Here is a 22,212-nt window from a genome sequence, read left to right as displayed (position 1 = left end):
ATTGGTATTCGTTGCTCGCCGGGTCAAGGGGGAGGTTATTTGCGATGTCCAATATTTATGCAGGGATGCGACGCAAGTTCGGCAAGGACGAGGCGGGTCTGCGGCGCTGCGCCGAGAGGCTGCGCGCCTTGCGTGAGGGGTTAGCGTCCGTGCGCGCGCAGCGCTCGGACGACTCATTGCTCTTGGCTACCTGGAACATCCGCGACTTTGACAGCAACAAGTTCGGCTTCGGCCCCCGCAAGCCCGAATCGATCTACTACCTGGCCGAAGTCATCAGCAGCTTCGATCTGGTGGCTGTTCAGGAAGTCAATCGGGATCTGGGGCCACTGCGGGAAGTAATGAGCATTCTCGGTGGCGGGTGGGATTACATGGTCACCGACGGCACCGAAGGCGCCAGCGGCAACAACGAGCGCATGGCGTTTCTCTGGGACCGGGACAAAGTGTTCTTCCGCAAGATCGCAGGCGCAGTCGTACTGCCCGAAGGGCAGACCATCGTGTCGCGTGACACGGCCGCACTCAAACCCAAAGACGCGCCATCTATCGATCGAGGTCGGCAGTTCGCGCGCTCCCCGTTCCTCGTGGCCTTCCAGGCAGGCTGGTTCAAGTTCAGCCTCTGCACCGTCCACATCTTCTACGGCTCCGAGTCCGGGGAAGCTCTGGATCGGCGCATCCAAGAGATCCAACGTCTAGTGGAGTTTTTCGCCAAACGACAAGACAAAGAGGTCCGCGAGGTTAAAAAGGCCACCGAGCAGCACAACGGGCGAGTCTCCCCCACCCAGATCGAAAACTACATCCTGCTCGGCGACTTCAACGTGGTCAGTCCCGAGCACGAAACCATGCAAGCGCTCAAGAGCAAGGGATTCAAAGTTCCCGACGCGATCGACGGCGACGCCGTACGCCGCGAAGGCGACCACTACTACGACCAGATCGCCGTGCGGGTCAAAGACAAACGCTTCAAAGTCACCGGCGGCGGCGTCGTCCGGCCGTTCGAGCATGTCTTCCGCGATGAAGACGTCACAATCTACGAAAATGACTGGCGGCCAATCAAAAACAAGAACCCCGAGCCCGGCGATGGCCAGGCCGAGGACGAGGCCTTCTACCAGAAGTGGCGCACCTGGCAGATCTCCGACCACATGCCGCTCTGGGTCAAAATCACCACCGACTTCACCGATGACTATCTCACCAATCTCGCCCGCGAAGATTGAACCAGCTAGGCACACAGCGACAACGGGCAATGTCACCTCCCATGCGGGCAGCGGGAACCCTAGCGAGACTCGATAGCAGCCTGCCGGGCGCGGTCGGCGAGGTGCGCGTCGCCACAGTCTTGTTCGACCTGCCTGTGCCCTCAGGCCCTGGGTACGTATCGTGCGACCGGACCATCGCGTCTGCGAAACTGTCCAAAGAAGATCCGCATCTTTGGGAGACAGCGCATGATCCAGTGGAGAACAGTAGCGACGTCTTCCCGGATTATCGCCGAGGCCTACATACCCGACTCGGAGACCATCCTCGTCCAGTTTCCCGACGGGACGATCTGGTCGTACCAGGCTTGTCCCCTGCCGGTCTGGGAGGCGTTCACCGCCCCGGGGCAATCACGCGGAAAGTTCATCGCCCGTGTACTCGACCACCGGCCGAACGGACCGTGGAAGAGCTGAACTCGCCAACCGCTAGGGGATCCGCCTGAGGTGCGAAGCGCATTGAGGCTACTTCGGCCAGGGCCGCCGCCGTTAATGCGTGCCCGTGAGGGCAGTCCTGACTATCAGCTAGGCTGAAAGACTTTCTGCAGTAAAGCTTTTCGTCGGATTCGTGGCCGAATTGGCTAGGCGAACGCGAGTCGCTTCGGTCCTGCGCAGATGTTGTCTGCGGACTCCTGCTGTCGTCCGCAAGCGCTGGCTGTGGTGGTTGAGTCGCCGTCGAGCTGGGACGACGCGGCGCCGCGATTTGCGTGCACGGATTTCGTTTGCGCGTTCGTCGTACAGTTTGGCGAGTTCGGGATATGCAGCAGCGCGATGCTGCAGCAGCACGGGGATGCATACGGTGAGGGCGAGTCCGGCGAATTTCAGTTGCTCCCACCCGTCAGTGTTTGCCGGGGGCTGGGTCGGGTCTGAAAGGCCACGAGCCGTCGACACCAGGTGGGCCGCTAGCGGCTGGCTGACTAGTGCCGCAAGCACCGCGACAACACAAGCAGTGATTATCATCAAGAATCCCTGACGGGACCGTGCGCGTCGAGCGCAGTCATCGGCTTCGGCAGGGTGGCCAATATCGGCCGGAAACGTCCATGAACCGAACCGCTCCCGAAAGGTATCGCGGTCAGAGCTGGCGTAGCGGCTCCAGTCCCAACCTCGCTTCTTGTCCAATCTTCCGTGGACCCGAGTTGTTGCTTCGCGGTGCATGTGCCGCGCGAGCTGGTACAGCACGCAAGCGTGCCATGTCATCACCCCGGCTACGACGAGTATGTAAAGCGCATACAAGATCCGGCTCTGGCTTGGCACAACCCAGCGCGCCCCCACTACCCAGGACACTGCCACCAGAGCTGTGAGCCATACGGGCCCGGAACGGAGCAACACCACCGGCTCGCTGCGCCAGACGGAATGCAATCTGCTCTGATGCGGGCTGGAGTTCATCACTGGTTGCTTGTCGGCGACGTATAGCGCCGCACATATGCAGGCGCCCACTCCGACATAGATCAGCGTGAGATTGGCGCCAATCTCTGACAATGTGTCTTTCCATCCCGAGGGGTGCCAGAGAATCAGCCGAGCAAGCATGCTGGCAAAAACCACGCTGTACATCGCACACGCAGTTCCTGCGACGACCGCCATCGCACACGCGGGAACTCGCCCAACGGCGTAACGGGTACGCGCAAGTTCAATCATCGTCTTCCTCTCCCAGAGACGTCGTGAGTCGGTCTTCTTCAGCGCAGCGTACGAACACCGACTGACAACTCGAGCTCTGGTTTCTTGTGACCCGCTGGCCCGCATCCGGTGCTGGGTCGTCCCAGGTGATGATCAGCATTGGCCTGGCGGTCATGCGATCTTCTTTTGGCTGGCCACGTCACGACGGAGTTGGAGACAGGACTGGTCCCGGCTCCACATCTACGCACGCACCACGATTCCCGGAGCCCCCGCCAGCGACGCAACAGATATCAACATCCTGCTCGACGACCTCGGGTGACATCATGAGCGTCGCCCCCAGCCTTAAGCGACTGGGGGCGACTCAATCAGGAATCAGGACCTGCTGACGAGTCCGCCCTCTGAAATGTCGCGACGTACCCGCTTCTCAACAAACAACGGGATGAAATCGCGGATCGGGCCGGCATCGGACCGGCCGTGGGCGAGTGTGACAGCTGAATCCACGTCGGCAGCCTCGACCGTAGAGAACTCCCGGATCAACCTGTCGGCGATCTCGGCTAGAACCGCATCTTCTCGGACTTCTCGCATCACCACCGACCATGCGCGCGAGCACCCGCAGCTGTCAACCACAATCATGAACAAGCGGTGGGCACCTGAAGCTGTCAACGCACAGTCGAGCATCTCCCCCTGGCCGCGCGACGTCGAGACACATATCGCTGGCGGTTGGCATATTTCTCCCGTGTTTTCCTTCTCGCTGCGGCAACCGGTTTACGGTCGTGCAAAGTCGGCGCCTCGAGCGGCACTGTGCCCACGCCTGGCGTCCGGCATCAGACTCCGCGACTAGGTTGGATTGTCGGGCCATCCGGGTACGGCGGGCTCTGCTTGGGGTGGGGTGTCGAGCACACTCATGAGGATCTGTGCGCGCTGCTCAACGTTATGGGGCATGGCGTCGCGGCACTGCTGTCGCATCTGGAGATACTCGGGATCTTGTGGGGTGTGGGTGGTTTTTCCGATGTGGCCCCAGTAGTTGTCCAGTGAGGCACCGGTAATTTTCCAGTGTCCGAACACATCACCGATCGGTGCGGGGTTCGTCCCGGCTTGGGGTTGCATGCTTCCAATCCCGCCGTCGCTGTTTTTGAATTCGATCCGCCAGAGGGTTACTGCACCCTCTTCGCGTTTTTGCACGGTTCTATCCGCTGGAGAATCCATGACCGAAGAATATCTCCCAGGTTGCCCTACCGTGGGGTGGAAAATGTTGTATATACCGTCGCACACGTAGGCGAGGTAGCCGTCTGCGAGTGGGGAGAGTTCTAAAACGTGAAAGTACTGGTTGCCGAAGAATGGTCCGTCACCCAAACTGAGGTATCTGTCACTCCCAGGTATCATCCATTTCAACTCATATGGTAATTCCCCCCATCGCACCTGTTCGTCATAGCCAGACCGGGGATTAGGAAGTTCCGGGACAGCCCGCTGAAAGCCTTGGTAGGTGTTCGCCGTGGACTTCGTCATAATCCCGATCCAAAAGGACTCAAGGTAGGCGCGTGCCGGAATTGCGGGGCCGGCGAGCAGGTCGATGCCGGGTTGTGCTGTCCATCGGAATCGGAAGCCGTTCAGTTCGTTCGGCCAGTTCGGGAACATGGTCTTCGCGGCCGCAGGGGTAGGGGGCGGTTTCTCGTGGTCGGAACATCCTGCGAGTACGCATACCGCAGCCGCGGCGGCGGCTAATGTTGTCCTGGCCATTCGTACGATCATGCAGGTATTCAACTACTGGCCAACCTAGTTTGAGAAATTCGGGCGGGCATCGCGGTATGCCTTGTCGTATTCATTGAGATCCAGTCTGGTGTCATCGCCGAGATATTCGGTCACCTTGTTTCGCGCATCAACGCCATGACTATCCGTAGCTGCATAGTCGTCGTAGGAGGGGAATCCGTTCGGGAAGAGGTTTTTGTCGCCGTAATCATTTCCGTATAATTGTTCGGCGATACGGTATTGATTCGGTCCCGGTTCTTGAAGAGGAATGTGTTGACGCTCGGGGGCTGTTGGTGCATCACCTGCACCGAACATATCTTCCAACAGGCTTTCCGCTCCAGGCACTTTGCCGACGGCGTCGAGGGCATCGCTGACGTGGGGGACGGAGCCGCCGATCGTCGTGATGGCCTCCCATCGTGCTTCCTTCTGCTCATACTCCAGTTGGGCTTGGGCGTATTCGTTCGCGGCTTGTTGTGCGTTACTGTCGCTCACTGCCACATCGTTTAGTCCTTGAAGCCGACCGTCAGCCCGCAGCGCGTCGACATCGGGTATGTCGTGATTGGCCAGGGAGTTGATGTAGTCCTGCTGGAACCCGAGATGATGCCCTTCCACTGCACCTTTGATCGTTGAACCGGCGACCGGATCGGAATTGAGGGTACTCAGAAGGTCTTTGATCCCAGGCATGTTGGCATCACCGCCTTTGGCATCCGTTGCGGCTTCCAAGTCGCCGAATCCGTGGGTGTTGTTGACGTCATGTTTCATCATGTCATCCAGGAACGGCGCATTCGCCTCGGCAAGCGCCTTTACGAGTTCTGGATGGGCTTTGCCAAAGGTCTGATTGGCCTCAACCGTCGGTGTCTGCCCTGGAAGCGTGGATGCCAGATCCTGCATATTGGTGAATTGGTCGTGATGATCGACGATGTATTTGTCGAAGGCGAAAACCGTTTCACCAGCCCTCGTGGCGGCCTCGAGTTGGGTATTGTCCATGGCGACCGGGGCCAATCCCTGGGCAACGGTTGCCGCCGCCGCACCACCGTCATCCCAGTGATGGCGAAGGGCGTTGCTGATGAACTCATTGTTGGGCGACTTGCCGTCCGCCCCGGCAACCAGATCATGCACGGCCCAGTGATCTCGTCCGGCCGCTTCCAGCAAGGGCTTGAGTGCAAGATCGGCTGAATGCTCCCACCCTTGCTTATAGGTCCCGGCAGGCGCGCCCTGGAGTAGCTGTTCGGTTTGCTTCAACACCGCCCGGTCCAGATCGGAGCCCTGCATAAATTCCGGGCTGCCCTTCATCATGACCGCCGCGAGGTCCTGGCGATCACCCACATGAATATTGCCCCGATCTGAGGGCAGCTTCTCTGCCACGTTCTTGATCCCGTCGGGCAACCGATCCAGTCCGCCCTTCCAGTCAGCCCCAGCGGCTTTGACCTTCGGGTCGGACAGCATTTGCATCGCGTTCATCAGATCGCGGCTGGCACCGGGATTAGTCTTGTCCAGGTTGTCCATCATGGCGCGGGTCTGCTGAATGTTCATGCCGTCCATCGAGCGGGCCATCGAATTCAGATACTCCAGTTGACTGGCTGGCAGCACCAGATCGCCCCGTGCCAGCGAGTGCAGCTGCTCGGGCGTCAATGCCGTGTTTTCCTTCAAGCGAGCCAACTCTTCGGGCGTCAGCTGTCCGTCGCGCACCGAATGCCCGTCACCGGAGCCTTGCTCGGCCGGGGTCTGCGGATCGCCACCGGCCGCAGCCTGCATGACGCGCCCCAGATCACTGTCGGTTTCGGTCGCGGTGGCAAGCATCGCCACGATCCGGTCCTCAAGTTCAGCGATCTTGTCGTTCAGAGTTTTGATGTCGTCGTCGTCCCAGCCGGTGGTGTCGGGCTTGGTGACGGTGTTGGTGTCCAAGTTGATTGGGACGGCCGGCTGCTGTGCGGCGTAGTCGACGATGGCTTTGAGGTCGTTTTTGACCGACCTCACGTCCTGGGCGGCCTTCTTGGTGGCCATGGAGGTCAGGAAGTCATTTTGTGCCGAGGTCTCCAGGTGGGTTGCTGACTTCTCTATAGCTTGTTTAGCGGCGTCGCCCGCGTCACCTTGCCATTTCGCCATGTCATGCAGACCGCGCAACTCTTGGGCGGTCTGTCCGCCGGTGCGTGCGCGTTCGGCCAGGGCGTTGCCAACCTCATCGATCTGGTCAGGCTGCCACTGATCGACATCAGCCATCGACAGGGTCATGACTGTTACAGCTTCATCGCCGCAGCGGCGGCTTGGACATCAGAAGCCTCGTTGTTATCGGTGGCGCCATAGCTGGCCGCTGCCGACCGATAACCTTCGGCGTGCCCGATCAGCTCGGTGTAGCGTGCCGCGGATTCGTCTTCCCATTTGCCGGTAACGGTTGCCAGTGCTGGTCCGCTGGTCCCGATCCACCCACTCTTAGCAGCAGTGATGCGGTCATGAACCGCGCCATGGGCGGCCCGCAGCCCCTCGGCCGCAGCCTCAATCTTCTCAGCGGCCGCCTGCACAGACGGCAAATCAACCTTCAGCTCGTTCGACATCGCCAATCCCCCAAACCCACAAGCTCGATACGCGCTCGTTTGCTGACAAAATCTACCAGGCTCGCAACCCCACAAGCTGCAGCAATTTCTGCTGCAGACTCCGGCGGGTTCGTTTCATTGGCTGACGCTGGTCGGGACCCAATGTTCCAGACCCGTTATAACGCTCACAGCCCGTGAGAACATGACCCGCGTGAAAACTCCCCATGCGGCGTTGCAGCTGCTGCACGCGATGAGGCAGGACGCAGCGGTGAAGCTGACGAGCGCAGGAGAGTTCGGGGCCGCGGTGGTCGAGGTGTGCGATGAACTCATCCGCCGCACGCAGGTCATCGCTGAGCAGTACCCCGACGATGAGGCCATCACGTTGCGCCTGATCAATGAAATGCCCGCCGTGGCCGACGCCGTCGCGGCGATCCTGAACACCGCCCATGCCCTCGGCGAGGTGAGAAAAGAGGGGTCTGAAGCAGTCCTGGCCCGACGTGGACCGCTGCTGAGATTCGCCGCGCGGGTGGAATCGGAAGGCTTCCAGATCGCGGAGGACTGGACGCTCACCGACACCGCCGACTGGGAACCGTTGAACGATGCCGAACCCGACCTGCTCGTGCAGCGCGAGACCGAGACAATCGCCCGCGCTGAACGCGCCACGGCCTACCACGAACGGCTCACCCGCATGGCCACCGCGTTCGGCGATACACACGATGAATACACCCAGCAGATCCGCAACCTCATCAGCACCGTGCTTGACGGATAGACAACTTTGGAACTCCGACCCGAACAGACCTACTTTCGCGGGCAAATCGGACGGGCTTGACGGCGCACGCGAGAATCTTCGTGGTGACTACTGAAGAGCGTTGAGTAGCCGGCCGAGTGCGGCGCCGGCTTTCTGCGGGCCGAAACGCGCAAGAATTCGTCGCTATCCTCGGCGATCAGGAGCCGCCACCGTGTCGTGGCCGGATCCTGCACAATGCCGGGCTTCGCCAGCACCCCAGACTTTCGTTGCGCCGAGCACATGGCTTCGCGACATATCAACAATCTGGGATGAGGACGTTGACTTCTTCGGCCGCGTCGGGGGGCTGAACGTAGATTTGGATCCGCATCGGACCGGTGTGGTCGAGCGTGACGACACCGCCGTCTTCGCCTGCTGTGTCTGCGAGTGGTCCGTTGACGGCTAGTTGGGCGGGTTCGGTGATCGTGATGGTGTGGTCGAACACCAGGGTGCCCAGCCCGGCGGGATCCTCGCCGCGCAGCACTCGGACCCTGACGTCTTGATCGCGGTCGATCGCGGCGTCCATCGTCATGGTGTAGACGAATACTCCGTGCTCGGTGGAGCTGGTAGGGCCCTCGCGGCGGTTCCCGGTCGGTGGGTTGACGGAGCCGTAGCTGGCTGCATCGCTGATCTCCACGCAGCCGTATTCAGGGAAAACCATGACGTCCAGAGCTAGTTCGTTGTCTGACATGGATTCGCAGTCCTCACTACTTGGGGCGCTTGTGATTCTGTTTGCTCTTCTTGTCCTTCTTTTTCTGCTTTTTCTGCTTTTTCTTGTCGTTCTTTTTGGAGCTGTTGTTCTTCTTGTTGCCCCCGGGTCGCTTGTCAGACGGCGATTCACTCGAATCTTGGAGATTATTGCTGACTGTGGACTGACCAACGGATTTGTTGTTCTGCCGGGCGGCGCTGATGGCTTGGCTGCGAGCTGACTCAGCGGAGGCTTTCTGCTGTTGTTGCTGGTCGCGGCGTGCTAGCGCACACTTGACGCATCGGGTCTTTCCGTCATCGCCACGGTAGACCATCGCGAACTGGTCACCGGGTTTAACTTTTTCCTTCTTGGCCAGAGCATTGAAAATGTTTAGCTCGATGTCTGACTCTTCGCTAGGTTGGTAACTTCGGTCTGCTCCGGTGCCACCTTGAGCCGACGAAGCTGGTGGCCATTCGTGCCGGACTGTACCTGCAGGTCCTCCGGGGAATCCTCGTAGCGCGTCACGCCGATTCTGCAGTGCCTGCTTACGGTCAACTTTATCGAAGGTGTCTGGGGCTTTGCCGCGAGCATGGGTCGTGAGATTGGCGTCATAGTGGCCGGTCATCCCGTCCCGACCTGGCATCTCCGCCTGGTCATAGACACCCACAGGGGTTTTCGTCACGTCACCACAGTCGAGCTGGCATCCCTTGGGCAACGTGCGAGGCCCATTGGGCCCTTGGTCGTACGGGCCCTTGGTCGTACGGGAGCTTGGCCGGTGGAGGGGTGTTGGTTGGCGGGTCGCCCGCAGTGGCCGGGGGTGCGTTGGGCGCAGCGGGTGTGCCGCTGCCCGGTTTTGGTGTGACGGCGCTGGCGATGTCGTTGGCCAGTTGCGATGGTGGTGTGGGGGTGACTGCTTTGGGTTTGGCGGCGTCGCCCATGTTTTTCGCGGTGTTGGCGGCGAGGTCGTCACCAATGCGTTGAACACCGCGTTCGGCGATCTCGGTGGCACCTTTTTGCAGACTGCGGGCCGGGCTGATGTAGCCGGCGACTTCCATGGCGTCGCCGAGCGCTTGCAGGGTGGTGTTAGTGGGGTTGGCTGCCGCTGCTTTTTGAACCAGCCCGGTGGCGCCGCTGAAGACCAGACTCGCGCCAAAACCGGTGCCTGCGCCGGTGGCCATCAGCAGTGTGCCACCGACGATCTGGGCGGACTCCAGCGGATTATTTTTGACGAACGTTCCGACAGTCTTGGCGCCGGAGACGGTGGCATCGGCCAATTTCGTCACCCCTGAGACGGCGCTGTCGACCATGCAGGAAAAGCACGGGTCGGCGTACACCGGCCACGCGGTGGCCGCGTCGGGCTGGATCACCTGGGCCAGCAGGTACAGGCCGGGTCGCAGTTGCTGGGTCACAAAGGCGCTCGGAACCGATACGCCAGAACTGTCGCGGGCTTGTGGGGTGGCGATGGTGGCGATCGTCTGTGCAGACGGGCCGGCTTGGTTGATGGTGAGCATGCCGTTGGTATGGGCCAGCATCACCGTATCGGCGGGGGTGCGTACGAACATCGGCACGATCGGCAGCCCTGGCGCCTCGCTGCCTTTCGCGGTGCTGCTGACGGGTTGCGGGATGCGGGTGATGGTGCGCCCACCTGCGCCTTGATTTTCGGCGATCACGTCGAACCCGGAACCACGATCGGGATAGACCACCTGGCCGGCAGCAGTGACCTCGGCTGGGCCCAGACCGCCAGGCAGCACCAGCTGCACACTGCGCCCATCGGCAGTCGGCAGATCCCAGCCCGCCACCGGTTCGGTGGGAATACCTGCCGAACGCTGCTGCGCACTCAGCGTGGCATCCGATGCAAGATCAGTGCCCGCGAACGCCGCTGAGGCGGCCTCGGCGACCGCAGTCGGCGACGTCGTGGCGCGAGTCCGGTCGTTCTGTGGGGCGGCCCAGTGCAGCCCGGTCATCACCACCGCGATCGCACACACCACCGCAAGAAGCCGCGTCGGCCAGCTCAGCCACATACTTTGCTGGCTATCGTGCAGAAAATTTCCTGCACCTGTCGTCCAGCGGTGACTGTTCCTCATGTGATCCCCCGATCAGCAATCGTCGCACGAAAGCGCTCAGCTATCTGCGATCCAATGATCGAGACTGTAGGCAACACCTCCGTCAACCGCAATCTGCCAGCGTTGACATCAAACGATCTGTAGGTGAGTCGCAGGGTCGTTTTCCAGGTGGGCAAATGATCAACGTGATGTCCTACTAACTGACAGCTACGTGCATCGATAGCCACAACGCAAGCTGTTGGCACCCGGCATAGGCGTTGCTGAGACACCCTGAGACGGTCGCTAAACCTGAAAGTAGGGACCCCCCACCGAAGGCCTGAGCGTCGGCCGCACGAACCCGGGCTAAGTCCCTCAAGGCTGCATGTCAGAGCGCGCGGCCCGATCCGTCGGACGGTGACGCCGCCGTTCAAAGCTCGCCGCGATTCGAACAAGATCAACAGGGCTGAGTGGCCGAGGGTGACCTCGATGCTCGCGTGATTAAAAGGCACGCCGCCCCCAACGCGCTACGGCGGCCCTTCGCTCTGAGTCAGAGCTCACCACGGATCGGTTGGCATGACGACGCAGGAAGGATCGCTCACTGTCCTGCAGTCTCCGCCACACCCCCCTCCGCTCCAGAAGCGTGACGCGGATAGGTCTGCATTGATAGCGTCGCTACGCACTAACCGATGATCATGGTGAGGAGCGACAGGTGGCGGGCAAGTTCGAACTGTACAAGGACGCGGCCGGGAAGTTTCGGTTCCGATTGAAGGCTGGGAACGGCGAGATCATCGCCACCGGCGAAGCGTACGAGTCAAAGGCCGGTGCTCAGAACGGAATCGAGTCGATCAAGAAGAACGCGCCGGGCGCTCCCGTCGTGGACTTAACCTAACGACTCCGAGCGGCGTCGATCCGAGGACACACTCCCGATGATGACGCAACCTCGCTACCGTCGCGCTTCCTAACCCGGGCTGCGGCCACTCCGCAGTCGGCGGTGACAGCTACAAGTACGTCCCGATATTCGTTACCGGAGCGATGCCGGTGCTGATCCGTTTCGCCGCGTCGCGGTACTCGATCAGCTCGGCCAGGGTCTTCGGTTCAGACAGTCGGGCAAAGTCCTCGGGTAGCCATCGCCCGGCCTCAGCAGGTGAGAAGCGCGTGAATTCGATCTGTGCCAGGCAGCGCCCCGGCCGTACCACGGCCGGGTGCAGCCGATCCATGCGTTCATTGGTCGTCAGCAAGATGAGTGTGTTCGAGCCCTGACCGAGAATGCCGTCGGTGAAGTTGAGCAGCCGACCGAGGGCGGCGCCGGCTTCCTTGCGCGCTGAAACGCGCAGGAACTCGTCGCTATCCTCGGCGATCAGCAGGCGCCATCGTGCCGTGCCCCGGTCGTGTTGTGCGCTGGGCTTGGCTTTGCCGATTACTTCAAGCAGATAGCCAGTGCTGGCAAAGAGCTGTTCAGGATCAGCGATGTAGTCGACTGAGCACCAGTCCTTCCACTGGCGAATCAGCGAGCGCAGCGCCGTCGTCTTGCCGGTGCCTGGTTCGCCGTGCCACAGGATGAGCTTGCCGCAGTCGTAGGGCCGTTCGGTCGCGAAGAGAGAATCAAGAGGCCCGGCGACTGCGGTCGGATAGTTGCTTCGGATCTCCGACCAGGCGGGCACGCAGATGTTCTTGAGGCTCGGTGACGGGCCACGGCTATTGAGATGCCAGACAGTCACGCCGACAGCATCTTTCGACAGCTTCGTCTCGGGTATGCGTGACATGACCTGCCGGAGAAGTAATGCTGCGTGCTCGCACTCGTCAGCGCTGACATAGATCTCGACCGCTTGGCCGCCACAATGTTCAAGCAGGATCGAGGCCCTGTCGTCATGTGCGAATAGGTACTCGCTGCTGCTCGTGGACACGCGGCGGCTCACTTCGAAGCCCTCTGGGACGATAGCCGCGACATCAAGACTCACGCTAGTGCGAACGACGCGCCGAGCGACGTACGGTTGCGTGCCGTCAAGCTGCGGCTGGGTGAAGGCGGCATAGAGAACTGCCTCGGGCCGGGCACGGTAGTCAGGCAGGATCAGCTGGGACACGTGCGAGGGGAGGCTACGGGCGGACACGGCTGCAGCTCCACTCGATCGCCGCAGCATGACGGACGAATACGTCGATTCGCAGGCACACATCACAGAACGTCGGCTCGTCGACACGAGTCACTGCCTGCCACGTCGCAGCTTCACAGATCACGTAGATGCATCCGCAGCTCGCGATGACGGTGTATCTCGCCGGGTGCGGCACGGGAAGTCCGCAGTCGCACCGGATACAGGGCGTGAAATCCAGATCGGCTATAGCCTCATCGACATCTATCATCGAAGTTCCTTTGCGCCAAGGTGTTTCGCGTCCGTCGTGATTGACGGGCGTTGGAGGGGGTCTGACCCTACGCCCGATTCGACGGGCCGATCAACACATGTGGCAACAATGCCCTGACGAAGGACAGGCTTGGATTATATTGCACAGTAACAATATTGGCGCAACCGGACTTGGTGCGCGCCCCGCAAGAGCTACGGGAGTGCGAGCGATTGAAATGCGCTCAGGAGGGCAAGTCGATGATGCTGTTGGTCGTGTAGGCATTGAGGAGGACCCGTTTGGTGGTCCAGTTGATCTCTACGACACGGGCACAGCCCGACTGGACCACTCCAGAGGGCTCACCGCAGCCTCAAGCACTGTCGGGGTTCTCTTCGAGTTAACAAACAAGACGATCGGCTCGTGGTCACCGAGGACGCTACTCACCAAGCCCCCGTCCCGCGTGTCAACACGGTGAACGCACTGACACTTGAGACGATTACCGCATGGATCGTCGATTGCGCGACGCGCCACCGCGCTCACGCGCTGCACCCATTGCCATTTGTTACATAATTGTTACAATAGGCTTACGCCATGTGTATCACTAACAGCAACACTGATGCTCCGCCGATCCCAAAGTCAGGCTGGTCGGAAAATGCGCGTCAAAAGATGCGAGAACGAACCCTGGGGTGTCCGCCTGGAATGTTTGTTAGCATCCGCCAATGCTCCAACGGATTGCGCCGCCGACAGGGCGAGGCAGCAAACAAATTCGCCTTACTACGCCCCTGCCTGATCGACTGGATCCAAAGAGCCGAGGCGACGTGCTGGTATCGCTCTCACGAGGGCTGGCCGGCAAGCGAGCAGATCAGCGCATTGTCGCAAATGACCTCGGTCTCCACGCCTGGGGTGATCAAGTGCTCGGCCACCGACTCGACCCGTGTTTCATGGGCAAAGTCGATGATATCAAGCACCTCGTCACTGTTAGTTTCTTCGATTCTTCCATCACCGTCGCTGATCTTCGCAACGAATTCCGCTCGGTCCGAAACAAGGCACGTCGGCAGATCCCCGGAACTAGCTGGCCAGTACTCAAAATTGACGAAGTCTGGTCACGGCCTTTCAGAGTGGAGGATTTTGTGAAGCGCGAGATTCAAATGATCCCAAACAGCCGCGAGCTCTCGGGTTCGATTTATGAGCTCGCTGACGACGAGTACGTACAGGTCGAAACTGGTCCCGACGCCGGTGTGGTCATCTGGTCGTCGAAGCTCGGTGTCGATAGAATCATCGAACACGTTCGCAAGACTCTTGGTGAACCGTCCACAGAAGACGACGGCTTTATCATCTACGCGGAAAACGCTAAAGAACTCAGCAGTCACGATGCCGAAAACATCGCGGTGAATAAGCCCCAAGATGTCCACTTCATTGTCGCAACTCACGGGGAAGCGCAGGTTTCCTGGCGCGAACCGCATGTCAAGCTCCGAGACGGCAAGCGGTCATACGTGGAGTTCTGCTATAGCGCCGACGAAGTTCGGTGGGCCACAGTTCACGAACTCATGAGATTGACAGCTTCGGAAAACGTACGGCGAGCAGCTACCGAGCTCAGGGATCCAATAATTCGCTCACTCGGACATCGCGCGATCGCGTAGGCTATTCCGAGACGATCAATGTCTCCCCAGGGAGGTGCATTCGCATGGCTCGCGGCTTTGCTTCAGTTCCACTTATCACTCCTGAGAGGCAAAGGGCAGACGTTAAGCTCAAGACTCGCGTCGACAAGACACGGTCGTTCCGCGCAGGCAGGCCGGATATCCTTGGCTTACACCAGTTCGAAAGCACCAACTACAGCCTGCTTGGACGACGGATTGTCATACGGAGCGTGACAACCGACGCGCAAATCACGTATCCAAATGAAAACCCGACGACAGAGTGGCCACTCAGGGTCGATCTCAACCCGAGAGAACGAGGCGTTCCGAGAAGTCATTGGCTATCGCACCTGGATGTATGCCCGCCAAGCAACGGCCACGCTTTGCAGATCATCGTTGAGGTTCGCGGCCTGTATGAAGATGAGCAGTCGGTCGGAGGTACCGACGAACCGTACCCTCTCCATTTCCGTTGCTGACCATGGGTGCATACGTGCCATTCATTATTGGCATCATCTTGCAGATCGGAGCCGCAGTTGGCGTGGCAGTGACGGCTCCACATGGCGCTAGCGCAGCGGTTCAAGCTGAGCGCGCAGAGCGCTCGAAAGATATCGACGCATCGCAGTCCGTAGCGTCTCTCGCTACGATCATGGGTGCGGCGATGCTAGCGCCAGGACTGCCCAGTGAGATCCGCGCGCTAGTCGGTTGTTTAGGCTTGGTTCTGACTCCGCTCGTTCCGTGGTTGCTGAAGCGTTGGCGCGCTGGCACCTATGCCTGTTGGACAGTCTGCGGGTTGACTCCGCTGAACTATTTCATGATTGCATTCAATGTGTTGGCGTGCCTAGCAATTTGGCTTTGGCCATCGATAATCACGGATCACGCAAAGCCCGACACGATCACAACCACGATCATTCCAACCGACTCCGTCGATAGATTGAACTATAGACCGATTCTTTGACCTCGACCATAATGAAATCAACTAGTCTACTTAGTGGTGCGATAATCGCGGCATCGTGCGGTTCGGTCGGCAACCCGCGAAGCAATCGCGACTCGCCATGGCGTTCTCACCCGCGACTGATAATCGCCAAATTGTTGGGTTCATCAACGAGGTCCTGGCCGCAGAAACTAGCTCACTCATCCGTCCGATCCGAGCGATGCAGTGTGAAGCTGGCAACGTAGTCCAGCAGTGCAAGGGTTGAGCCGATGCGTATGTCTGGATTGTCGGATTGGACGTAGGCGTTGACTCGGATCTTGGGTGTTCCGAGGCGCCGCATCTGAACGCTGTGGCGCTCCTGACTGAGGTGAAATGTGATGGGGCCGTAGCTATGTCGCTCCCAGTCCCCCTCGTCGGCGTATCGATGCGTGAGTTCGACATCGTCTTGATCGAACATGAACCGGGGATGGCGATAGTCCCGGAAGCCGCGGGCAACCAGGACGTATCCCTCGATCGTCACGTCCCATCGACGGATCGTCAGGCTGCATCCCATGAACGGAACTTGCCATTCCTGATCGCTGCCGATGATTTGGGCGATCTTGAGAGCGCCCAGGTCGCTGAGGTCACGGGCGCGCCGGTACTCGACGGCCAGTCTGTTGCCGGCTTCGATCAGTCGTTCAGTGGCGTCTCTGCCGGGCGCAAGACTGTGGCAGAAGGCCAAGATGGCGCGATCGCCCCGAGCGGCTGCGGTCGAGAGGCGGTCCCGGAGCTCGCCAGTGGCAAGGAACGGGTCACCGTTTCCGAGCAATCGGCACAGCGTTGGTGACGCCGCGACCACGTGAGGTGTCAGCCCCGCGTCAGCAGTTCGGCGGATGCGGGTGAGTTCGTCGTAGATATCGGGGTAGTCACCCTTCTGCTTTGCGGCCACCCTGATCGACCTGCCTCCCGATTGCACTTTTTGTGCACGACTGCCGCTGCACTGACTTCCTACGGTTGTGTCATCGGGTTCATTCCGAGCCCGGCGAGAAACCCTCAATCAGCAACCATAAGGAGTAACCATGCACAACGAGCTGGAACGCTGGGCAAATCCCGGCTCGCGTCTCATCCCGTCGCGCGATGACCGCAATCACACGAAGGCCGTCACCAAGCTCGTCAACGAGACCGGCTTCACCGGTCTGAGGATCGACGCCGAGGCGGCATTGGCCGGGCGAATCATGGAGCGGGCAGTCGACATCGACAGCTACCGCAAGCACTTGGCCAACGGTGATCCGGTGCTGGATGCAGTCCTGACCCGGATCGAGGTCGGCTTCATCGACAAGGCCGGCCGTATCCAAAGCAAGTTCGGGTCGGAGTTCCCGCTGTGATGGTCGCGGTGCTGTGCGGGGCCGCCGGTTTCGTCGTGGGAGCGGCCCTATCCGGGACGCTGGTCGCGATCCGGCTGCGACGCAGGTCGCGTCCTGGCCCTGGCGCACATGAACTGGGTGGGATCGGTGGTGACGAAGTCTCTGTCGAGGTCACCACCCACGCGGCGTCCGTTCAGCGCGAACTGGGCAGGTACGCCGACGAACTCGCCGGTGAAGATGCTTGCCTTCGCGAATTGCTGCGCAGGTTCGAGGCTGGCGCACCGCAATGACAGGAATCCTCGTTCTACTGGCCTTCGTCGGCTTCTGTGTGCTCGCCGTGTGGGTGCGTGGGGCTCCCGCGCGCTCGCGTCGCCGATTGCCTGCGCTGCTCGCTGTGGACGAAGAGTTCCACGAAGCGCGGCGGGCCATGAACAACGCTGCCGGGCAATCCTGGCGGAACCTCGCCGACCATCGCAGGAAGCCATGAGCACCGATCCGGGTGGGTGGATCAACCGCATCGTCGGCTGGTGTGTCGGCATCCTGCTGGCGATCATCGCGCTGTACTGCTCCGTTGCGCTGATCGAATCCATGCTGCCGATGCTAATCGTGGTTATCGGCATTCTGACCCTCATCGCGGCAATTATTGGGGTGATCGTTGTAATTAAAACAATACGAAATAATTGGTAAAATATTGTCAATTTACCTCTATTGACAGATAGTCAAACATGTTGCGCTGCAACGCAAATGTATTGACTATTGATTTAATTCAATAGATAATGTGGTCACGGCATTGAACCAAATCAATGGCCGAAATCCATTAAACAAGAATTCCGATTGGAGGATACCTATGTCTAAAACAGGAAGAACCAATTACCGCCGCGGTTCGCGCGGCACTCCAAAACTCGAGCGGCACATCACCGTGCGCAGCGTGCGCCGTGATCCACCCGATCTGCGCAAACTCAGCCGCGCCGTCATCGCGATAGCGCTACGCGACGCCGAAGCGAAAGCCGAAGCCCGCGACGCCATGAATGACCGCGCGGCCGAATCGACGCCGCAATCCACGGCCGACAATGGGGAGGCCGCCCGTGCCTAACCACGGTGATGCCACCGTGTCGGCGGGTTCGCTGGTCTGGCAGCAGTTGTTCTGGCCGCAGCCGCTCTCTGAAGCGACCGCGTTCGGGCTCCTGCGCCACTGGGCAGCGCAAACCCACGCCCCGCAACTCATCCTGGAAGCGCGCGCCGACGTGACCGGCGTGGAATATCTGATCGGCAGTCAGCTCCGGCATAAAGCGGCCGTCCGCCGTGCCGTCGAGCAGCTAGTCGGTGGCTCCATCGTCACCGGCTTTCAGACTGACGATCGCGAGGCCGTCGTAGCCGCGCGCCGAATCCAGTTGAGCACCAACGTCCGTCAGCTTGAGCCTGTCGACGCGGTGGCATCACATCGCTCCATCCTGCACGCCTTGACCGCCGTCGGGAAAGGTGAGCGCCTCACCATCCAAATCGTGCTCGGACCCCGCCAGCACCCCAAAGTCGTGCCGGCCGCACCCAAGCGCGACAACCAGCAAGTCGTGTCCAAACTGCTCCACGGCATCACCACCGATACACGCCCCGGCGCACGGCAAGCCTTGGCGCACAAACTCGGTCAACACGCCTTTGCCGCAGCGGTCCGCCTCGGCGTCCATGCTCCGACCGCCGAACGCCGCCGATCATTGCTACTGGGACTGGCTGCTGCTATCGGTACCACTGAGTCTCCCGACGTGCGCGTCACGCTGCGCCGCGAGAAGCCCGATCGTATGAATGCGCCGCGAGCGTCGTGGTCCGTTTTCACCCCAGCGCAGCGCCTGACCGTCACCGAGATTGCCCGCCTGTCCGGCTGGCCGATCGCCGACCACGAGGAACACTTTCCAGGCCAGCCGCCGCTGCACCCCCGGCTGGTGCGGCCCAGTGCCGCACTGCAATCAGGGCAACGTGTCGTGGCCGACGCCTCGGCACCGGGCACGGACAGCACCATCGGCTACGACACCATCGATGCGCTGAGGCACACCTGGGTCATCGGCCCGAACGGGGTGGGTAAGAGCACACTGTTGCTCAACCTGATCCTGCAAGACCTCGAAGCCGACCGGCCAGTCGTGGTCATCGAGCCGAAAGATCTCATTTCCGATCTGTTGGCTCGCATCCCCGAGAAGCGGCGCGGTGACATCGTGGTGCTCGATCCGTTCGACGCGGCTCCGGTCGGTATCAACCCGCTCGACGCCGCCCACCGCCGCGGCCGCTCCCCCGAGGTCGTCGCTGACAGCCTGTTCGGCACCTTCAAAGCCATCTGGGGTGACAGCCTCGGTCCGCGCTCCGCTGACATCCTGCGCAACTGCCTGGATCTGCTCGCCCGCCGCGAAGACGCCACGCTGGTGATGCTCCCGCTCTTGCTGACCAATCCGGGATTCCGCCGTCGCCTGACCCGAAACATCATGGCTCAGGATCCGTTCGCCGCCGGACCGTTCTGGCAGTGGTTCGACAGCTTGTCTCCCGAAGCAACCGCCGCCACCATCGCACCGTTAAGCAACAAGCTGCGACCGCTACTGAGCAAACCGCTGCGCGATGTCCTGGCTCAACAACACCCGAAGTTCAACGTTCGCCAAGTCCTGCGCGAGAAGAAAGTGCTTTTGGTGCCACTGCAGAAGGGCGTCATCGGGCCGGAGAACGCCCAACTGCTCGGCGCCCTGGTGGTCGCCGAACTCTGGCAAGCCATCCGCGAACGCGCGGGCACGCCAGAAAGCACCCGCGATCCCGTCATGGTGTACATCGACGAGGTGCAGGACTACTTGCGCCTGCCCACCGATCTCGGCGACGCGCTGGCGACCGCCCGCAGCCTCGGCGCTGGTTTTCATCTCGCGCACCAATACGAGAAGCAGCTGCAGCCAGCGATGCTCGACGCCTTCCGCAACAACGCCCGCTCCCGTATCTGCTTCCAGCTGCAAGCCGGTGACGCCAAAGTAATGACCGCAGGCCAATCCGTGCTCGCCGTCGAGGACTTCACCCGTCTGCCAGCTCACCACGTCTACGCCAGCCTGGTCCGAGACAACACCGTGCAGCCCTGGGCCTCCGGCAGCACCAAACCCGCCCCGGCCCCGTCCAGCAATCCAGCCACGATCCGCCGGCTCAGCTGTGAACGTTACGGCCAGCCCCTCTCCGATATCGAAGCCAGCTTCGCCGGGCTTGTTCAGGGCGCCGCTGGCGATGGCAGCGATACCGACATCGGCGCCCCTCGCCAGCGCAGGAGGCAGCCATGAACGTCCCGCAGCCACCTCAGATCGCCGGGCAGAGCGCTCCGATCGCTGCTCCGATCGGGTCGGAGACCGCTGGTACGCCGCCCCTGGCAGGTCGCAGATCCGACCCAGAAGTGTCAGCGAATGATGGTGCCCCACGGGGCACCACAACCAACAACCAGCATCGTCAACGTCGACACATCACCCGATCAGTCGTCACCGACGTTGCCGACACCATCAGCTCCCGCGATCACGCCGTGCTGCTGTCAATCGAACAGCATCAGTTCCTCGCCACCCGGCACATCGAAGCGCTCCATTTCGCCGGTATCGCGGCAACTGCCCGCAGCCGCATCGCGCGTCGCACGTTGGGTCGCCTGCGAGATCTCCGAGCCATCGGTGTGCTCGAACGAAAGGTGGGTGGGATCAAAGCAGGATCAGAAGGACTGACGTATTTCGTCGACACCGCCGGCGACCGCATCCTGCATCACCGTGCTGGACAACGCGCCCGCCGAATCCACGAACCCTCCGCGCGGTTCCTAAACCATCGGCTAGCCATCGCCGATCTGCATGTCGCGCTCATCGTCGCGGATCGCAACGGCGACATCGAACTGGTCGACAGTGCGGTGGAGCCAGCCGCGTGGCGCAACTTCGTCGGCGTGGGAGCTGCCCGCCGAACGCTCAAACCTGACCTCTACGCCGAAACCGCTACCGGCACCGACCTGGTGCATGCCTGGTTCATCGAAGTCGACCTGGGCACCGAGAGCATCCCGACACTGCTCAGGAAATGCCATGAGTACGAGGCATACCGACAGACCGGCATCGAGCAGGACCGCCACGGATCATTCCCGCTCGTGATCTGGTCGGTGACCCACCCCAACCCGGCAAAAGCCGAACATCGCCGTCAGGCCCTCACCGACGCCATCGCCACCGACCACAGACTGACATCCGCATTATTTCGCATCTTGGCACCTGAGGATGCGCTCGCAATGATGCAGACCGGAGGCGCCCAATGAGCGGCCCAAGCAGTGTGCGCCGCAACCGGATCATTGTCGGAGATGCGTTGCAACGCCTCGCCAAGCTGCCCGACGCCTCGGTCGACTGTGTGATCACCAGTCCGCCGTACTACTCGCTGCGCAACTACGGCACCGATGGTCAGATCGGGCTGGAACGTCACGTGAATCAGTGGGTCGACACTCTGGCAGCAATCAGTGCCCAAGTTCATCGCGTACTGGTTCCCACCGGCACCTACTGGCTCAACCTCGGCGACACATACTCCGGACACCCGAAGCAGGGGGCTGCCAGCAAGAGCCTGCTGATGGCTCCTGAGCGGCTGGCGCTGCAGCTCCAGGCGAATGGCTGGGTCATCCGCAACAAGATCGTCTGGGTCAAGCCCAACCCCGTCCCGACCAGCGTCCCGGATCGACTCAACTGCACCTACGAGGTCATCTATGTCCTCGCCAAGCAACAAAAGTACTTCTTCGACCTCGACGCCATCCGGGTGCCGCACCGCTCCGCACCGTCAACGAACGGCAAAGCATCGAAGCAGGCAGCCTCGCGCGAAGCCTGGCGCGGCCCCAACGGCATGGCAGCGACCGGCCTCGCCGCGCTCAAAGCCCTAGGACAACCGGGGCATCCGCTGGGCAAGAATCCAGGCGACGTCTGGACAATCACGCCCGGTGGCTACCGCAGCGCGCACCACGCGATTTTCCCGCTGGCACTGGCCGAACGCATGATCGCCGCCGGCTGTCCCGAAGCCCGCTGCACCCGCTGCCGCCTGCCATGGCAGCAACGGCTCATCCGCCCACTCGGGCGAGTTGCCACCCGCGCGGCACTTGCGCCCACCTGCGCATGCGGGCAGCCCAGCGAACCAGGTGTGGTGCTCGACCCGTTCATGGGGAGCGGCACCACCGCCGTCGCTGCCGAGAAGTTGGGCAGGCATTGGGTGGGCATTGAACTCAATCCTGAGTTCGCAGACGTCGCCAGAACACGCATTGCCGCAGCCCGGTCCGATCCGCGCACCGCTCCACCCGAAAGAGCAGCCGCATGAGCCAGCGGCTGCCTCGTCGGCGT

General features: G+C 61.1%; 23 protein-coding genes. 13 read left to right on the top strand and 10 right to left on the bottom strand.

Annotated elements, in window-relative coordinates; translation table 11 throughout:
• Positions 1 to 44: 44 nt before the first annotated feature.
• Both AC4ELH_RS33555 and AC4ELH_RS33550 read left to right on the top strand, forming a co-directional pair.
• Entirely contained in the window at positions 45 to 1,205 is a 1,161-nt protein-coding gene (locus AC4ELH_RS33555; RefSeq protein WP_498889168.1) for an endonuclease/exonuclease/phosphatase family protein, read from the top strand.
• Positions 1,206 to 1,430: 225 nt separating this feature from the next.
• On the top strand, positions 1,431 to 1,652 hold the full coding sequence (locus AC4ELH_RS33550; RefSeq protein WP_498889166.1) for a KTSC domain-containing protein: 222 nt from the start codon (positions 1,431 to 1,433) through the stop codon (positions 1,650 to 1,652).
• A gap of 108 nt (positions 1,653 to 1,760) precedes the next feature.
• Here the strand turns inward: AC4ELH_RS33550 and AC4ELH_RS33545 are convergent, their stop codons facing one another.
• From AC4ELH_RS33545 to AC4ELH_RS33525, 5 genes are all read right to left on the bottom strand, one after another.
• Positions 1,761 to 2,777: a hypothetical protein gene (locus AC4ELH_RS33545; RefSeq protein WP_498889164.1), complete on the bottom strand. Its 1,017-nt coding sequence runs from the start codon at positions 2,775 to 2,777 to the stop codon at positions 1,761 to 1,763.
• Positions 2,778 to 3,221: 444 nt separating this feature from the next.
• Positions 3,222 to 3,434: a three-helix bundle dimerization domain-containing protein gene (locus tag AC4ELH_RS33540; protein WP_498889162.1), complete on the bottom strand. Its 213-nt coding sequence runs from the start codon at positions 3,432 to 3,434 to the stop codon at positions 3,222 to 3,224.
• A 252-nt stretch (positions 3,435 to 3,686) separates the two neighbouring features.
• Positions 3,687 to 4,586, bottom strand: coding sequence for a hypothetical protein (locus AC4ELH_RS33535; RefSeq protein WP_498889160.1), 900 nt, complete (start codon positions 4,584 to 4,586; stop codon positions 3,687 to 3,689).
• Positions 4,587 to 4,622: 36 nt separating this feature from the next.
• Positions 4,623 to 6,827 (bottom strand): TPR repeat domain-containing protein, encoded by a 2,205-nt coding sequence (locus AC4ELH_RS33530; protein WP_498889158.1) that lies wholly within the window; start codon positions 6,825 to 6,827, stop codon positions 4,623 to 4,625.
• A gap of 5 nt (positions 6,828 to 6,832) precedes the next feature.
• A complete protein-coding gene (locus tag AC4ELH_RS33525) occupies positions 6,833 to 7,147 on the bottom strand; it encodes a WXG100 family type VII secretion target (RefSeq protein WP_498889156.1) in 315 nt (104 codons plus the stop codon).
• Between the two features lie 190 nt (positions 7,148 to 7,337).
• Here AC4ELH_RS33525 and AC4ELH_RS33520 point away from each other — a divergent pair, with 190 nt between their 5' ends.
• Positions 7,338 to 7,895: a hypothetical protein gene (locus AC4ELH_RS33520; RefSeq protein ID WP_498889154.1), complete on the top strand. Its 558-nt coding sequence runs from the start codon at positions 7,338 to 7,340 to the stop codon at positions 7,893 to 7,895.
• Between the two features lie 274 nt (positions 7,896 to 8,169).
• On the opposite strand, the gene AC4ELH_RS33515 is transcribed toward AC4ELH_RS33520, so the two are convergent.
• From AC4ELH_RS33515 to AC4ELH_RS33505, 3 genes are read right to left on the bottom strand one after another with little or no spacing between them, the layout of a single operon-like run.
• Positions 8,170 to 8,601 (bottom strand): hypothetical protein, encoded by a 432-nt coding sequence (locus tag AC4ELH_RS33515; RefSeq protein ID WP_498889152.1) that lies wholly within the window; start codon positions 8,599 to 8,601, stop codon positions 8,170 to 8,172.
• 16 nt (positions 8,602 to 8,617) lie between these two features.
• On the bottom strand, positions 8,618 to 9,280 hold the full coding sequence (locus AC4ELH_RS33510) for a NucA/NucB deoxyribonuclease domain-containing protein (RefSeq protein WP_498889150.1): 663 nt from the start codon (positions 9,278 to 9,280) through the stop codon (positions 8,618 to 8,620).
• A gap of 1 nt (position 9,281) precedes the next feature.
• Positions 9,282 to 10,619: an HNH endonuclease gene (locus AC4ELH_RS33505; RefSeq protein WP_498889148.1), complete on the bottom strand. Its 1,338-nt coding sequence runs from the start codon at positions 10,617 to 10,619 to the stop codon at positions 9,282 to 9,284.
• A 730-nt stretch (positions 10,620 to 11,349) separates the two neighbouring features.
• Between AC4ELH_RS33505 and AC4ELH_RS33500 the strand changes: the two genes are divergently transcribed.
• Complete coding sequence (locus tag AC4ELH_RS33500; RefSeq protein ID WP_498889146.1) at positions 11,350 to 11,529, top strand: YegP family protein; 180 nt, start codon at positions 11,350 to 11,352, stop codon at positions 11,527 to 11,529.
• A gap of 109 nt (positions 11,530 to 11,638) precedes the next feature.
• On the opposite strand, the gene AC4ELH_RS33495 is transcribed toward AC4ELH_RS33500, so the two are convergent.
• On the bottom strand, positions 11,639 to 12,721 hold the full coding sequence (locus AC4ELH_RS33495; protein ID WP_498889144.1) for a DUF5925 domain-containing protein: 1,083 nt from the start codon (positions 12,719 to 12,721) through the stop codon (positions 11,639 to 11,641).
• A 969-nt stretch (positions 12,722 to 13,690) separates the two neighbouring features.
• On the opposite strand from AC4ELH_RS33495, the gene AC4ELH_RS33490 reads away from it, so the two are divergent.
• Complete coding sequence (locus AC4ELH_RS33490; protein ID WP_498889142.1) at positions 13,691 to 14,611, top strand: uL30 family ribosomal protein; 921 nt, start codon at positions 13,691 to 13,693, stop codon at positions 14,609 to 14,611.
• Positions 14,612 to 15,732: 1,121 nt separating this feature from the next.
• Here the strand turns inward: AC4ELH_RS33490 and AC4ELH_RS33485 are convergent.
• Positions 15,733 to 16,464, bottom strand: coding sequence for a hypothetical protein (locus tag AC4ELH_RS33485; protein ID WP_498889140.1), 732 nt, complete (start codon positions 16,462 to 16,464; stop codon positions 15,733 to 15,735).
• Between the two features lie 130 nt (positions 16,465 to 16,594).
• On the opposite strand from AC4ELH_RS33485, the gene AC4ELH_RS33480 reads away from it, so the two are divergent.
• The 8 genes from AC4ELH_RS33480 to AC4ELH_RS33445 all read left to right on the top strand — a co-directional run bounded on the left by AC4ELH_RS33480 (position 16,595) and on the right by AC4ELH_RS33445 (position 22,189).
• Positions 16,595 to 16,900, top strand: coding sequence for a hypothetical protein (locus AC4ELH_RS33480; protein ID WP_498889138.1), 306 nt, complete (start codon positions 16,595 to 16,597; stop codon positions 16,898 to 16,900).
• A complete protein-coding gene (locus tag AC4ELH_RS33475) occupies positions 16,900 to 17,169 on the top strand; it encodes a hypothetical protein (protein WP_498889136.1) in 270 nt (89 codons plus the stop codon). Before AC4ELH_RS33480 ends, AC4ELH_RS33475 begins: the two co-directional genes overlap by 1 nt.
• Positions 17,166 to 17,366 carry a hypothetical protein gene (locus tag AC4ELH_RS33470; protein WP_498889134.1) on the top strand — a complete coding sequence of 67 codons (201 nt, stop codon included), beginning with the start codon at positions 17,166 to 17,168 and terminating at the stop codon, positions 17,364 to 17,366. The genes AC4ELH_RS33475 and AC4ELH_RS33470 overlap by 4 nt, the downstream gene beginning before the upstream one ends.
• Positions 17,363 to 17,566 (top strand): hypothetical protein, encoded by a 204-nt coding sequence (locus AC4ELH_RS33465; protein ID WP_498889132.1) that lies wholly within the window; start codon positions 17,363 to 17,365, stop codon positions 17,564 to 17,566. The genes AC4ELH_RS33470 and AC4ELH_RS33465 overlap by 4 nt, the downstream gene beginning before the upstream one ends.
• A gap of 91 nt (positions 17,567 to 17,657) precedes the next feature.
• Positions 17,658 to 17,972: a hypothetical protein gene (locus AC4ELH_RS33460; RefSeq protein WP_498889130.1), complete on the top strand. Its 315-nt coding sequence runs from the start codon at positions 17,658 to 17,660 to the stop codon at positions 17,970 to 17,972.
• The gene (locus AC4ELH_RS33455) at positions 17,950 to 20,166 is read left to right on the top strand and encodes a type IV secretory system conjugative DNA transfer family protein (RefSeq protein ID WP_498889534.1); all 2,217 of its coding nucleotides are present in this window, start codon (positions 17,950 to 17,952) and stop codon (positions 20,164 to 20,166) included. The genes AC4ELH_RS33460 and AC4ELH_RS33455 overlap by 23 nt, the downstream gene beginning before the upstream one ends.
• Entirely contained in the window at positions 20,163 to 21,155 is a 993-nt protein-coding gene (locus AC4ELH_RS33450) for a replication-relaxation family protein (protein ID WP_498889128.1), read from the top strand. The genes AC4ELH_RS33455 and AC4ELH_RS33450 overlap by 4 nt, the downstream gene beginning before the upstream one ends.
• Positions 21,152 to 22,189, top strand: a complete 1,038-nt coding sequence (locus tag AC4ELH_RS33445; protein ID WP_498889126.1) for a DNA-methyltransferase — start codon at positions 21,152 to 21,154, stop codon at positions 22,187 to 22,189. The genes AC4ELH_RS33450 and AC4ELH_RS33445 overlap by 4 nt, the downstream gene beginning before the upstream one ends.
• The last annotated feature ends 23 nt before the right edge of the window (positions 22,190 to 22,212 follow it).

It is taken from the genome of Mycobacterium shunyiense (assembly GCF_058270075.1).
The sequence above is the reverse complement of the archived record's forward strand: the minus strand, read 5'-3'. Positions and strand labels throughout refer to the sequence as shown.